The 14,064-nt window shown below is 39.5% G+C and carries 14 protein-coding genes; 4 read left to right on the top strand and 10 right to left on the bottom strand.

Features of this window, described 5'->3' with window-relative positions; genetic code table 11:
* The first annotated feature begins 49 nt into the window (after positions 1 to 49).
* Positions 50 to 1,201: a DNA polymerase III subunit gene (locus D1013_RS01090; RefSeq protein ID WP_121847126.1), complete on the top strand. Its 1,152-nt coding sequence runs from the start codon at positions 50 to 52 to the stop codon at positions 1,199 to 1,201.
* A 52-nt stretch (positions 1,202 to 1,253) separates the two neighbouring features.
* Positions 1,254 to 1,652, top strand: a complete 399-nt coding sequence (locus D1013_RS01085; protein ID WP_121847125.1) for a DoxX family membrane protein — start codon at positions 1,254 to 1,256, stop codon at positions 1,650 to 1,652.
* Positions 1,653 to 1,711: 59 nt separating this feature from the next.
* On the opposite strand, the gene D1013_RS01080 is transcribed toward D1013_RS01085, so the two are convergent.
* The 7 genes from D1013_RS01080 to D1013_RS01050 all read right to left on the bottom strand — a co-directional run bounded on the left by D1013_RS01080 (position 1,712) and on the right by D1013_RS01050 (position 10,189).
* Positions 1,712 to 2,218: an OmpH/Skp family outer membrane protein gene (locus D1013_RS01080; protein ID WP_121847124.1), complete on the bottom strand. Its 507-nt coding sequence runs from the start codon at positions 2,216 to 2,218 to the stop codon at positions 1,712 to 1,714.
* 310 nt (positions 2,219 to 2,528) lie between these two features.
* Entirely contained in the window at positions 2,529 to 3,356 is an 828-nt protein-coding gene (locus D1013_RS01075; RefSeq protein ID WP_121847123.1) for a class I SAM-dependent methyltransferase, read from the bottom strand.
* Entirely contained in the window at positions 3,334 to 3,888 is a 555-nt protein-coding gene (locus D1013_RS01070; RefSeq protein WP_121847122.1) for a hypothetical protein, read from the bottom strand. Before D1013_RS01070 ends, D1013_RS01075 begins: the two co-directional genes overlap by 23 nt.
* 137 nt (positions 3,889 to 4,025) lie before the next feature.
* Positions 4,026 to 4,499: a hypothetical protein gene (locus tag D1013_RS01065; protein ID WP_121847121.1), complete on the bottom strand. Its 474-nt coding sequence runs from the start codon at positions 4,497 to 4,499 to the stop codon at positions 4,026 to 4,028.
* Positions 4,499 to 6,367, bottom strand: a complete 1,869-nt coding sequence (gene mnmG / locus D1013_RS01060; protein WP_121847120.1) for a tRNA uridine-5-carboxymethylaminomethyl(34) synthesis enzyme MnmG — start codon at positions 6,365 to 6,367, stop codon at positions 4,499 to 4,501. The genes D1013_RS01065 and mnmG overlap by 1 nt, the downstream gene beginning before the upstream one ends.
* A 17-nt stretch (positions 6,368 to 6,384) precedes the next feature.
* Positions 6,385 to 6,801 (bottom strand): rRNA maturation RNase YbeY, encoded by a 417-nt coding sequence (ybeY, locus tag D1013_RS01055; RefSeq protein ID WP_121847119.1) that lies wholly within the window; start codon positions 6,799 to 6,801, stop codon positions 6,385 to 6,387.
* Complete coding sequence (locus D1013_RS01050; protein ID WP_225621381.1) at positions 6,794 to 10,189, bottom strand: hypothetical protein; 3,396 nt, start codon at positions 10,187 to 10,189, stop codon at positions 6,794 to 6,796. Before D1013_RS01050 ends, ybeY begins: the two co-directional genes overlap by 8 nt.
* 204 nt (positions 10,190 to 10,393) lie before the next feature.
* On the opposite strand from D1013_RS01050, the gene gltX reads away from it, so the two are divergent.
* Both gltX and D1013_RS01040 read left to right on the top strand, forming a co-directional pair.
* Entirely contained in the window at positions 10,394 to 11,893 is a 1,500-nt protein-coding gene (gene gltX / locus D1013_RS01045) for a glutamate--tRNA ligase (RefSeq protein ID WP_121850546.1), read from the top strand.
* A 125-nt stretch (positions 11,894 to 12,018) separates the two neighbouring features.
* A complete protein-coding gene (locus tag D1013_RS01040) occupies positions 12,019 to 12,948 on the top strand; it encodes an SPFH domain-containing protein (RefSeq protein ID WP_121847117.1) in 930 nt (309 codons plus the stop codon).
* A gap of 62 nt (positions 12,949 to 13,010) precedes the next feature.
* Here the strand turns inward: D1013_RS01040 and D1013_RS01035 are convergent, their stop codons facing one another.
* From D1013_RS01035 to D1013_RS01025, 3 genes are read right to left on the bottom strand one after another with little or no spacing between them, the layout of a single operon-like run.
* Positions 13,011 to 13,226: a DUF6327 family protein gene (locus D1013_RS01035; protein WP_162987769.1), complete on the bottom strand. Its 216-nt coding sequence runs from the start codon at positions 13,224 to 13,226 to the stop codon at positions 13,011 to 13,013.
* Positions 13,223 to 13,573, bottom strand: coding sequence for a hypothetical protein (locus D1013_RS01030; RefSeq protein WP_121847116.1), 351 nt, complete (start codon positions 13,571 to 13,573; stop codon positions 13,223 to 13,225). Before D1013_RS01030 ends, D1013_RS01035 begins: the two co-directional genes overlap by 4 nt.
* Before the next feature lie 3 nt (positions 13,574 to 13,576).
* Entirely contained in the window at positions 13,577 to 13,906 is a 330-nt protein-coding gene (locus D1013_RS01025; protein ID WP_121847115.1) for a YtxH domain-containing protein, read from the bottom strand.
* Positions 13,907 to 14,064 lie beyond the last annotated feature (158 nt).

Raw genomic sequence — 14,064 nt, 5'->3', positions numbered from 1 at the left:
AAAAATGTAGGTTCGCCTTTACTTACCTCAAATACGCTATATTTGAACCATGCTGTTCAAAGACATATTAGGCCTCTCTCATATCAAGAGCCATTTAGCGACCAGTTCAGATGCCGGGCGAATACCCCATGCACAACTTTTTGTGGGCCCTGAAGGTTCGGGCACCTTGACAATGGCCATTGCCTATGCGCAATATGTCATTTGTGGCAATTGCAATGGTGAAAATGCCGAGGGCAATCAGGCCTGTAACCTAAAATTTAAATCGGTTTCACACCCTGATATGCATTTTGCATTTCCCGTCTCGAACTCAGACAAGGTAAAGACACATGCCGTCAGCGACCACTACATGGCAGAGTGGCGCCAATTTGTTTTGGAACAGCCCTATGGAAATCTCTTCGATTGGTACCGGCTCATAGGCATTGAAAAAAAACAAGGGCAGATTGGTGTCGATGAAGCCCAAGACGTAGTTCGCAAATTAAGCCTTAAATCTTACGAAGGCGGGTATAAGGTGATGTTGATTTGGATGGCGGAAAAAATGAATACGGCAGCCGCCAACAAACTCTTAAAATTAATAGAAGAGCCGCCCAATAAAACGGTTTTTATTCTCATTGCGGAGGACGAAGAGCAGATCATTCAGACCATACGTTCGCGTTGCCAAATTCTACATTTCCCCAGATTGGCTGAAGATGCCATTGCGGATGCCCTAATCGAAAAAGGACTGAACCGCGAAGAGGCTCTGCGCATAGCCCATGAATCCGACGGCAATTTTAATAAGGCCCTCGACCTCATGAACAATGATTCAGAAGATTTGGTTTTTGAAAAATGGTTTGTGCAATGGGTGAGAAGTGCCTTTAAGGCAAAAGGCAACAAGACAGCGATTCATGAGTTGATTTTATGGAGCGATGAGGTATCTAAAACGGGCCGAGAAACCCAAAAGAAATTTTTACAATATTGCCTGGCGGTTATGAGGCAGGCCCTGCTCATCAATTTCAATACCGCGGATCTTGCTTTTATGAAAATTCATGTAGATGGCTTTCATTTAGAAAAGTTTGCCCCCTTCGTTCACGAGAACAATATACTGTTCATTGTTCAAGAATTGGAAGATGCCATCTATCACATCGAGCGCAATGGAAACTCTAAAATTGTTTTGACCGACCTTTCAATCAAATTGACCCGCCTTTTGCACAAAAAGGCCGCTTAAGCCTTCGGTAAGGTTTTAGTGCTATTTTTGATATAAACTTAAATTCCCGACCATGGAAGAAATCCAACAATATTCCGCTCAGATCCTCTTATTGCTATTTTTGATCATCGTTTTTTTACAGAGTGGTATAGATAAGATTTTCGATTGGAAGGGAAACGTTAGTTGGCTGAAAGAACACTTTGCACAAACTCCATTACACAACTTAGTTCCATTTTTGCTTTTTACCTTATTGGTAATTGAAACGATTGCCGGAATACTTTGCGCTGTTGGGCTTTTAGAAATTGTGGTTTACCAAAAAACTACAATTGCTTTCTACGGTAGTCTTCTTTCTTGCATTAGTCTTTTGATGTTGCTTTTTGGGCAGCGAATGGCCAAAGATTATGAAGGGGCCAAAAACATAGCCGTATACTTCATACCGGCCATCTTTCTGCTGTATCTGTTACAAGCATAAAAAAACTCCTCAAACAATTTTAAATCGCTTGAGGAGCTCCGTTCGAATAACGATATCTGTTACTTCTTGTAATTATCGTTTAAGATCTTTACGATTTCATCGGTTAGATCGTTTGCTTCTGTGCCATACAGAACGCTTCCGCCATCGCCCCCACCTAAAATGTAGGTGTAACCATTGGCTTTGCCGTACGCTTTTATTTCTTTCTTAACCTTGTTCACGACACTATCCATTTGCGTTTGGCCTTCTGCCTGTAGCTTTTGATCTTCCATTTGAAGTTGCTGACCGATCTGTTGCCCTTTTTGTTGCATTAAGCCGTATTCTTCTTGAGCCTTCTGTTGAGAAAGTTTTTGGGCCTTTTGTTGAAAAGCCTGGGCCTCCATCTGAAAAGCTTGCGAAATACTATCTCTCTTTTTTCCCAGTGCCTCTACTTTGGTATTGAAAGACGCTTCGATATCGATTTTCTCTTGATATTCTTCCATCAACTTGACGTTATCAACGTAACCGATTTTTTGTTCTTTACAGGCCACCGCTCCTAATACCAATATTCCTAAAAATAATTTTTTCATGCTACTAGTGATTCTATTTAAATAGTTTATTAGTTGTTTCATAAGATGCGCAAAAATAGAAAAGCTTTTTTAATCAAAGACTAAAGCATTTAAATGATACAGGTTGATTTGACTATTTAAAATCAGGAAATTACTTTGAATAGAAAATGATTATTGAACAACAATTTTAAAATCGACAAAAACTATTAGAATTAAAGCGTTTTAAACCCTTCTAAGAAAGCCTAATTTAAAAATAAGACCGTAAGTCAGTTGCGCCAAAAGGAAGCGCTCTTGGTCCTAATAATGAATTTTGGCCTGCTCTTAGGTTGTTCTATGATTTTTGAAGAATATATATCATAGAAGAGAATTCTCCGGTTCGAATTCCCTGCCAATTTGATTTTAGACCTTGAAAGAATGCCTTCACCAAATTTTGCTTGCCCGATTGATATTTTTCAGAGAGTAGGGAAACATAAAAGGCGTCGAACCACATAGGTCGCTTTTTGATCAATTGCATTTCATGTTTCTGAAAAAGTCTTTCAATGGCAGTAGCGGAAAAATGCCATAAGTGTCTTGGCACATCATATGCTGCCCAATGCTCTTGGTAATGCTCTGCATCTCTAGATTTGAAATTAGGAACTGCTATGACTAAAGTTCCATCATCCTCCAACAAGTTTTTAATCCGGGCAATATCAGATTCGAGATTCGGTAAATGTTCAAGTACATGCCAAAGAGTAATTACCTGATATCTTCTTTTGGGCAGTTCACTTATATCAGATACGAGTTCCATTCTTTTTTCGCGCGATCGTAATCTGGCATCGACATTAGGCTCTACACCAAAAGCCGACCATCCGCTTCTTTTAGCCGTAAGTGCAAAATCACCCGTACCAGCTCCAATATCTAAAAGTGATTTATTGTTGTTGGCGTATTTTGAGACTAAGCTTAGTTTTGAACGAAGACTGAATTTCTTAACGAGCTGATAAACTTGATCAACAAAACTTTCGTTTGAATCTGTGTGCGAGATATATTCTTTACTGGCATAATACACATCTAAATTCTTGGGCTTCGGATGCGTCACCAACATATCCAGTTCAGAATCGTGAAGTAATTCAAAGCTTTCTCCGGTAACGGAAAAATCCTTAGTTTTTAAATAAGGTTTCATTATAGTTGTGAGTGGTCAGGTATTCTTTTTTGAGGTATCGAAGATAGGTCAAAACATATTCCTTTGAAAGCGAATTCGGATTTAGACAGTCCTTCTCTAAATCACTATAAACCTCTAAAGCTACATACCAATTCTCATTACGGGTAACATGGTTCCCAGAAATAAATTCATGCTCGTCATCATAATTCAAAGCACTACTGACCACAGAATTGAAAATTGCCGGCCCAAAATTCAATGTTTTATTAGGAATGTTTACTTCATAAAACGCAAAAAAGAATTGTTCACCATCCACCTTGAAGGGAATATCATCGTAAACATTTTGATGTTGCAGTTCAAATTTTGTGTTGACATAATTGTAGAATTGATTGGCTTCTTTAGGGTCTTCAAAAATGAAAAAATAACGCTTAGACAGCCCCTTTTTAAATCGCCTTCCTTTCATCACTTTATAATCTTGAATACTGGGTGCAATACGAACTGGCACACAAGAACTAAATAGAAAAAAGGCGGTAATTGCAATTATAGTTCGGGTCATATGTTTTAGAATAGCTCTCAAAAGCAACACAAAAATTGCGCCAACTGATTTCTAAAATCAACATTTGTTTAGTGTCTTCTGAAAATCCCCTCCCGAAAACAAACGTGTTTTTTAATGACGTTCCACGTGGAACACTCCTAAGATTTATCCAACAATTCTACCGAAAACATGTCCGCTAATTCCCTCCCCTCTGCTCTGGCCAAGCCCTGATTTGAGGTGCGCATAACAGTAAAATGACTATTGCCACTAAAGAATCTGACGACAAATTCATTTGCAGAAGTACGTCTACCAATCGCAGCAACTGGGCCCCAATCAGACTGCACGCCCGACCTTAAAGAAAAGACAGAAACATACTCAGGTCTTACATACTTCAGCTCACTGCTCCACACTACAAATCCATACAAACGCAACTGCCTTTTTGAGGTTGATGTCGACGAAATTTCAAAAGTCACGGAATATCCTAGTAGCACAAAACCCAAGATAGGCATAAATAGAAGTTGAGCAATAGGAGCGTTTTGATTGATCAAATAGTACACGGTTAGGCCCAGAAAAAACACCCCTAACAACTTAGCCAAAAACGGCTTTTTCTGCTTAAGAACAACACTCTTCATTAACGCCCCAAATGAACTAAAAGAACACTAATGTCCGAGGGATTAACACCACTAACCCGGGAAGCTTGCGCTATGGTAACCGGCCTAATAGAGCTTAACTTTTCACGAGCCTCAAAAGAGAGAGATTTCAATTTCGAATAGTCAAAACCATCAGGTATTCGTACATTTTCGAGTCTTTGAAGTTTATCGGCGTTCGACTTTTCCTTTTCAATATAACCCGAGTATTTGACCTGAATTTCGGTCTGTTCAAGAACCTCACGATCCAACCCATTTTCTTCAACGAAGGTCGCAACCTCTTCAAGTTCTAGCATGTGATCCATTGAAACCTGAGGCCTACTGAAAACCTTGAACATCTTATCGGACTGCTTTACCAATGACGAATCTACTCTCTCTAAAATCGGATTCATTTCACTCGGGTCAAAGCTAGTTTCCCTGAAAAAATTCAGAAAAGATTCCGATTTAGAAAGCTTATCCTCCATTCGTTTTAACCGCTCTTCACCTGCCAATCCCAATTCATAACTCTTAGGAGTCAACCGTAAATCTGCATTATCCTGCCTTAAAAGTGTACGATATTCAGCTCTAGAAGTGAACATGCGATAAGGCTCCTCTGTGCCCTTGGTTATTAAATCGTCAATTAAAACGCCAATATAGGCTTCATCCCTATTGAGAATAAAAGCCTCCTTTTCATTGATTTTTAAATGCGCATTGATACCTGCCATCAAACCCTGGGAAGCTGCTTCCTCGTATCCCGTTGTGCCATTTATTTGACCAGCGAAATAAAGATTTTCAACTAATTTAGTTTCTAGCGTATGTTTAAGCTGTGTAGGTGGGAAATAATCGTATTCAATGGCATACCCTGGTCTAAAAAACTTTACGTTTTCAAAGCCTTTGACGGACCGCAATGCCTTGAACTGAACATCTTCTGGAAGTGAAGTCGAGAACCCATTTACATAAACTTCCACCGTATCCCATCCTTCTGGTTCTACAAATATCTGGTGGCTATCTTTATCTGCGAACCGGTTAATTTTATCTTCTATGGAAGGACAATAACGAGGCCCTATACTCTTAATTCTGCCATTGAACATGGGTGATCTATCAAAACCCTCACGTAACAGTTCGTGTACGTGAGAACTCGTATGGGTCATAAAACAATCCCGCTGACGGGATAAAACCGGAGTATTCAAATAGGAAAATTTTTCGGGATTTTCATCTCCTGGCTGTGGAATCATCACGCTATAATCAAGAGAACGACCATCAACTCTAGGCGGCGTACCGGTTTTCATTCTACCAGACTCAAAACCCAAAGAAACCAACTCTTCGGTAATGCCTGTAGCAGCTCTTTCTCCTGCCCTACCGCCACCGAATTGCTTTTCGCCAATGTGAATTAAACCATTTAAAAACGTGCCGTTAGTTAGCACCACGGATTTGGCTTTAATTTCTATTCCCAAAGAAGTGCGAACTCCAGAAATGCGGCCTTCACTAATTATCAAACCGCTCACCATCTCCTGATAAAAATCCAAATTGGGTATGCCTTCCAGTGCCAACCTCCATTCCTCAGCAAAACGCATTCTATCATTCTGAGATCTTGGGCTCCACATAGCGGGACCTTTTGATTTATTCAGCATCTTAAACTGAATGGCCGACTTATCACTTACAATTCCACTATAACCACCAAGCGCATCAATCTCACGAACAATCTGGCCCTTGGCAATTCCACCCATGGCAGGATTGCAAGACATCTGCCCAATGGTTTGAAGATTCATCGTTACAAGCAACGTCTTTGAACCCATATTGGCGGCGGCGGCGGCGGCCTCTGCACCGGCGTGACCTCCACCCACTACTACAACATCATATAAATCACTAAACATAAAAAGGTCGTTATAATTTAATGTTCCACGTGGAACATTTCCATTTTCTCATTTTCCTTTCTTCTCATCAACACAGCATCTTCAGCACTTTTGTCTTTGAAGCCTAACAAATGTAAAACTCCATGAGCCATCACTCTATTAAGCTCTTGGTCAAATGAAACCTTAAAGTCGACTGCGTTATCCTTTACCCTATCTACAGATATAAAAACGTCTCCACTCACACTATCCCCTTCGCAGTAATCAAATGTGATAATATCTGTGAACGTATCATGGCTCAGATATTTTTGATTAATATCGAGCAGATACTCGTCGGTACAAAAAATATAATTTAAGTCTCCAACGGTGGATTTCTCAGACTGACAAATCCTAGTTAACCAATCGGAATACTTCGATTCATCTAACTCAAAATCTATCTCGAAATGAAATTCAATCATTACCCTTAAAATAGCTCTTTACGCGATTTTGAAAATTTTGGCGCAAAGGTAAGGCTTGTCGATTTAAAATTTCTATTTCATTGTTATAATTATCTAAAAATGAGGGTTTAGTAATTATGGGGTTTACATAAGATTTTGTATTGCTACTACTCTCGCGCTGAGGCTTCTTGCCCTGCTTCATTACAGCATTCTCCAGTTTTAGAAGCTGATGCTGTATATTGTTCATTTTAGACAACCCTCTATTGGTTATACCATTCTCCAATAAATCATTTTCAAAATCCTCCATTTGCTTTGCCAACTTATCACCCAACTTTCTATCTCCTTCGTTCATTAAATCGTTCAATTGAGATTCAAGCCTTTGCCTAATTTGCTGTTGTTCTTTATAAATCTCGTAGATTTCTTGTAATTCAGCCTCACTACTTCCTGATCCCACACCATTCTCTCCATCGCCCTTGCCTTTGTTGCCTTGACCACCTTGACTTCCCTGTTGACCATCTTCTCCCTCTGCCTCACCTGATTGCTGACCTCCAGACTTCTCACCAGCCGCATTTCCCTGTTCGCCCTTGGTCCCCTGCCCCTGTTGTTGGCCTTGACCATTCTCCTGCCTCTTTTGTTCTCCACTCCCTTGTCCTTCCATCTTCTCCTTCAATTCCTGTTGGCTCTGTATGATATCGGGCAACTGAAAGCCTTTATCCTGTCCTTGTCCTTCCCCTTGACCTCCCATCATGCTTTGCTGCATATTGTCAAGAATACGCGCCAAGAAATCAGCCAAGCTATTGGAGGCATTAAGAACGTATTTCTGATACGATGCCCCTTGATAAATCTGATTCTCGGCTATACTTTCAAGTGATTTATCAATATTATAATAAACCTCGGTTATTTGTTCATTTACAAATTCTGACAACTCGGCCCTGCGTAACGAAAGGGCAAATATGCTGTCGTCTACATGTTCAAACAAGTCGCGTAAGCCTTGTTGCTCTTTAATGCTATTGGAAAATTGAGCGTTATCAGCATCTGTACCCTCTAATTTGTCATAAAGTGATTCTTGCTTGAAGGAAAAAGTAACTAGATTATCTAAAATTTGTCGCAGCATCTCGGCATCTTCAGTATCTGAAGACTCACTACCGCCAGCCATTGACGATTGGCTTAAAGACTGTGCCATTTTATTCATCTTGCCGGCCGCAGACTTTTGTTTTTGTTTAGTCTTGCTATTAGATTCTTCCTCTTTGTCTTTTGAAGAAGATTGTTCAGCACCTTGATGCTTATTAATTTCATCTAAAGCGTCATTCTGGTCCTTCTTTATTGATTCAATCTCACTATCCTTCTTTTCTGATGCATAAGGCTTCTTCAATTTGGCATTATCCTTATCCCATTCTAATAGTTCCTCTGCCAGTTTTGCGAAATTTTCATTAAGCTTCTTCTGCTCTTGCGGAGATAGGGTATCCCCGATATTTAGCTTAGATAACAGCTCTTGCTTTCTCGCCTCTACTATCAACTGCTCAGCCAACTGCTTGGCCTTCTCCCCCACATAGTATCTCTTCATAAGCTCGACCAACTGCTCTAGGTTACGTTCATTGTTCTGCTGCTTCTTTGCCAGGTCTTCTAAACGCTTATTCAATTCATCCTTTTTGATTTTACTGGCAATTTTGTCGAGCTCCTCTAACAGCTTCTGATTCTTTTTGGCCTCCAATTCCTGTCTTTCCAAGCGCTCTTGAAGTAGCCGCTTCATTGGGTCATCATTATCCGATTTATTAAGGTTATCATTCAGCTTTTTGCTGAATTTCTCCATTTGTTGCTCCTGCTGTTCTTGCCTTCTAATAAAATCTTTAACCTGGTTTTGGTCATTAAAATTCAATTCGGTCTTCTCTTTTTGACCTTCATTGATATCTTGAAGCTGTTCTTTTTGGTCTTTTGCCTTTTCTAAAGACCGGTCTAAATTGCTAATCAAAGATTGCTGAGCTTTTAAGTCTTCATTTCTCAGTTGATCGTCACTTAAAAGACGCATCGAAAAGAGACGGCTCTTAACTGTTTTACCACCCTTTAGGGCATCATTGTCAGTTGCTGCAAAATAATACTCATAATCTTCTCCTGGCTCTAATTGGAGGCCTGAAGGAAAAGTATAATAGAACTGCTCGAAACCAGAAGACCCTGAAAAAACCTCTATTACTTGCTCTTTATCAGGGTTAGTGAGAGGGTAAACGACCAGTTTTATACTGTTCAGTTTATAATCGTCGCTGGCTTCACCGGTGTAGTAGGCCACATTATGGTCAAGACTATCTTTTACTTCCTTGACCGAAATAGTCGGAGATAAATCTTTAATCACAGTAAAGCGATAGGCTAATTTCTCAAAATTAGCTACGTGTCTGTTAGAAGAGGTTATTTCGTAGGAGAGGTTAGAATATATACGCTTGGAAAGGTCGAACTTCTCCCGAATCTTATCGAACGCAAGAATAGTATCTCTAGTTGAAAATTCCACCTTTTCGGTATTCTTGGTGCTTACCGACCAAGAAACCTTAGTCCCCTCAGGAATGGTAGCATTACCAGTGCCATTTACCGACTCTTTAGCCTTTCCTAAGTACCTAGGAAAATCGAGAACCATCGTGAAATCCTCTAATACCGGTGTTTCCCTAACATTGATAGAATAAGCCTTAGAATAAACACCATTAGCGCTTAAGCGAAAATCTAAGGAAGAAAAGGGCGGGTCCATCGAATAAACATACCGACCGTTTTCCTTTTTCATAAAGTAATCGGTTCCGTCAAGCGAAATAATTACTTGCTCAGGTTGTACATCACCTATGGTTACTGCCTCAATGGTCAAACTTTGATTATCCAGTACATCTAGTGATTCATTGATTATCTGAAAGGAGAATGGTGCCGGAGGTTCATAGGCCATTTTGTAATTGACAACTCTATTTGCCGATCCAAAAAAAGGGCTCAGATTACCGCTAACCCAGATAAGTAAAAAGATTACAACCGGAATAGCTAGATATTTAGTGTATTTCAGGTTATCAGTAAAATTAATGGCATTGCCAAAAGGTACAGGGTTCAGGTTTTTGGAACGCTGTTCTATACTGGCCACCACCAACTCAGATTTCTTATCATCATTGGCTAAATCAAGGAGATTGGCCAACTTATCACCTACCTCAGGAAAATGCTTTCCTATCAGTAAGGATGCTTCCTTATTCGTAATACCCCTTTTAATTCTAAACAAGAACAATAGTGGAACAAAAATGTAGCGATACAACAGAAATAACTCAACAGCTATGAATAGCACAAATAAAATAAGGCGCCATGTGGGTTGAAGCCACAGAAAATATTCTAAGGAAAGAACTACGAACAAAAATAAAAGGCCGAATGTCAAAAATAGAATGACACCTTTCAGGAGCATTTTTTTATAATACTTATTACTGAATGCCTTTAACTTCTCTATTATGTTCGAATAACTTCTCATCGCCTTAACAAAGATATGCAAAAACTAGACCATCAATGGTTTAACAACTATGGCTCAAAGAGCTACGATAACACCATTTGACACCTATAGACTTTAATGTATTTGGGCCATTGCCTATCTTTGCTTCCTCAAAATAAAATTATGGCCCCAAAAACCCGTGTGCGCTTTGCACCAAGTCCAACCGGACCTTTACACATAGGCGGTGTAAGAACAGCCCTTTTTAATTATCTATTTACTAAAAAGAACGGTGGAGACTTCATTTTGCGTATAGAAGATACCGATCAAAATAGATATGTTGATGGAGCCGAACAGTATATCATCGATTCATTGAACTGGTGTGGAATTCCTTTTGACGAAGGCCCTGGCAAAGAAGGCAAGTTCGGCCCTTATAGGCAAAGTGAGCGAAAATCGTTGTATAGACAGTATGCCGAGCGTTTAATCGAAAAAGGCAAAGCTTATTATGCCTTCGATACCCCTGAAAAGTTAGACTATCATAGAAAAGACCATGAAAGCAAAGGCAAAACCTTTATTTATAATTGGCACAATCGGTTAAAACTTGATAATTCTCTTTCCCTGATGCCTGAGGAGGTTCAAAAGCGCATCAATTCAGGGGAGGAATATGTGATTCGTTTTTTAACCCCTCCTGACGTGAAACTGTCTCTGAACGATAGTATTCGTGGAGAGATCGAAATTGACACCAATACGCTTGATGATAAAGTGCTTTTTAAAAGTGATGGCATGCCCACCTATCACCTCGCCAACATAGTTGATGACCATTTAATGGAAATTACCCATGTGATAAGGGGTGAAGAATGGCTGCCTTCTCTAGCCCTACATCAACAACTGTATGATGCTTTTGAATGGCAAGCACCCCAATTTGCCCATTTGCCCCTAATTATGAAGCCCGTGGGCAAAGGGAAGCTAAGTAAACGTGATGGAGAGAAAATGGGTTTTCCTGTCTTTCCCCTAACTTGGCATGAATCTGAAGGTTATAAAGAGGCCGGTTACTTTCCGGAAGCGGTCGTTAACTTCTTGGCCCTTTTAGGATGGAACCCTGGTACGGAACAAGAGCTATTTTCTTTAGAAGAACTTGTTCAATCTTTTAGTTTAGAGCGCGTGAATAAATCAGGTGCTCGCTTTGATCCTGACAAAACCAAATGGTATAATCAACATTATCTTCAAGAAACAGACAATGGAGATTTAGCCCGTCTATTTATAGAAGGTATTGAAGATGAGAAACTTAACGGAAAGTCAAAAGAATATGTAGAAAAAGTAGTCTCCCTAATTAAAGAGCGGGCCACTTTTGTCTCTGACTTTTGGAATCTTTCCGATTATTTCTTTCAAACTCCCGAGGGGTATAATGAGAAAGCCGTAAAAAAACAATGGAAAGACGATACGCCCAAGATATTGAGGGAGCTCTTATCCCTATATCAAAACACTGATGATTTTAATTCGGAAGCCATTGAATCTACCACAAAAGATTGGATTGCTTCGCAAGAGCTGTCGTTCGGTAAGGTTATGCCACCTTTACGTTTGGTCATCGTAGGTGATATGAAGGGCCCTCATCTATTTGATATTATCTCTATGATTGGCAAAGAGGAAAGTATTAAAAGAATTAAAAAAGCTTTGGATACCCTGTAATGTAAAGTGATTACATTCAATTTCTTAAGTAGTGTTTCGTTAGTCCGTTGTAACAAATTCATCATTGTTGCTACAGATTAGATGAAGACTTGTTATCTTCATTCAACAACTTTAAACACACTATCATGGGTTCTTTTATTTTTATTCCAATACTCTTTTTTGGGATAGTTATTTTGCTATCCTCCTTTTTCATCGTCAAACAGCAGACGGCTGTAGCTATCGAACGCTTCGGTAAATTTCATAGCATCCGCTCATCGGGCCTACAAATGAAAATACCGGTAGTTGACCGAATTGCGGGGCGCCTAAGCCTTAAAATTCAGCAATTGGATGTTATTGTGGAAACCAAAACCTTGGATGATGTATTTGTTAAGTTAAAAATATCGGTACAATACGTCGTGCTTAAAGACAAGGTATATGAGGCCTTCTACAAATTAGAATACCCTCATGAACAAATTACTTCATACGTTTTTGATGTGGTACGTGCCGAGGTGCCAAAAATGAAACTTGATGATGTTTTCGTGAAAAAGGACGACATAGCCATAGCTGTTAAGACCGAGCTACAAGAGGCCATGTTCGAATACGGTTTCGATATCATTAAGACGTTGGTTACGGACATTGATCCAGACCCCCAGGTAAAGAACGCCATGAACCGTATAAATGCATCGGAAAGAGAAAAAATTGCTGCCCAATTCGAAGGTGATGCTGCCCGTATTCTAATTGTAGAAAAGGCCAAGGCGGAGGCCGAGAGCAAGCGATTGCAAGGGCAAGGTATTGCCGACCAACGTAGGGAAATTGCTCGAGGGTTGGAAGAATCGGTAGAAGTATTGAACAAAGTCGGCATTAACAGTCAAGAGGCATCAGCATTGATTGTCGTAACCCAGCATTATGATACGCTACAGGCCATTGGAGAGGAAACAAACACCAATTTAATACTTTTGCCCAATTCGCCCCAAGCAGGTAGTGATATGCTTAATAACATGGTCGCATCGTTTACGGCAAGCAATATGATTGGCGAAAAGATGAAGGAGGCCAATGAGAAGAAAGACAAATCTTAATTTATAGGATGATGTAATAAAAAAAGCCCGGATTTACCGGGCTTTTAATTTTATATAGGTCGTTAATGAAATTTCTTCATCACCTTTCGCGCCACTAATGACATAATAAGTTTTTGAAGCACCCCCCCTACGCCACCGAGCAAGTTAGTTGGGTAAAGACTGCTTTTGGCAGTATTGAAACTAAGTTTCATATTCTCCCTTTCAATTTCTTGCTGTAGCTTTAATATTTTAAGGTCTTGGTCAATTTCTTTAAAAGAGGTGTATTTCTTAGGTATCATATCTCATCAAAATAAAATTCAGAGAACTTTTTAAGTAATGGTTTGTTAAGGTGATGTCTTAGAAGGTAGATTATAATTCCTATTAGAATATAAAATCCTCCGACAATGAGAAAGCCCAAGGCATTGCTTCCCAAGGCCTCACCGGCCCAAAATGCAGCACTGGCTGATAAAAACAAAAGGGCCAAAACAAGCATTACCGAAACAGAAGCAATCTTAGCAAATACCACAATAGCCTTCATCATCACCTTGAAACCTTTCAGTTTATAAAACTGATGGCTGCTTTCAAGGTACGACTTTGCGCTAGCCTCTGCCTCGGTAAAGTTTTCCTTTAATTCATCAAAAGCCATAGGTTACTTTTGAAGTTGGGCATTCTTTTTTCTTAGATCTTCAAGCTTCTTTTCTAAAGTCATGATGATATCATCAGCCTTATAGCTCATATTTGAAATGGTATCTTCAAGCTTTTGTTCAAAGTCGATTTTCTTCTCTTCAGCAGTTTTTGTCAATTCCTCTGCAGCTTGACTAATTCTACTTGTAATGTCTTCCTTAGTCTTAAGAGCGTTCTTTTTTATTTTTTTACGAGTTTTCTCTCCTTTGTCCGGTGCATATAAAATTCCGGCACCAGCACCGATAATTGCTCCAGTAAGAACTGCTAATAAAATATTACCACTATCGTTTGACATAATTGTTAGGTTTTAAATGAATACTTAACTTTTTCAATGGATATTCTTCTATCGAAACCATTGAACAGCCAAATTAATGTGGAAGGGCTGGTTGCTTTACCCCAATCAATGCAAAAATTAGCTTTTGAAGTAAATTAAGAGTGTTTTAACCAATTTAA

Source organism: Euzebyella marina, from assembly GCF_003687485.1.
GTDB lineage: Bacteria > Bacteroidota > Bacteroidia > Flavobacteriales > Flavobacteriaceae > Euzebyella > Euzebyella marina.
Note: the sequence above shows the minus strand (reverse complement) of the source record. Positions and strands in the feature narration are given on the sequence as shown.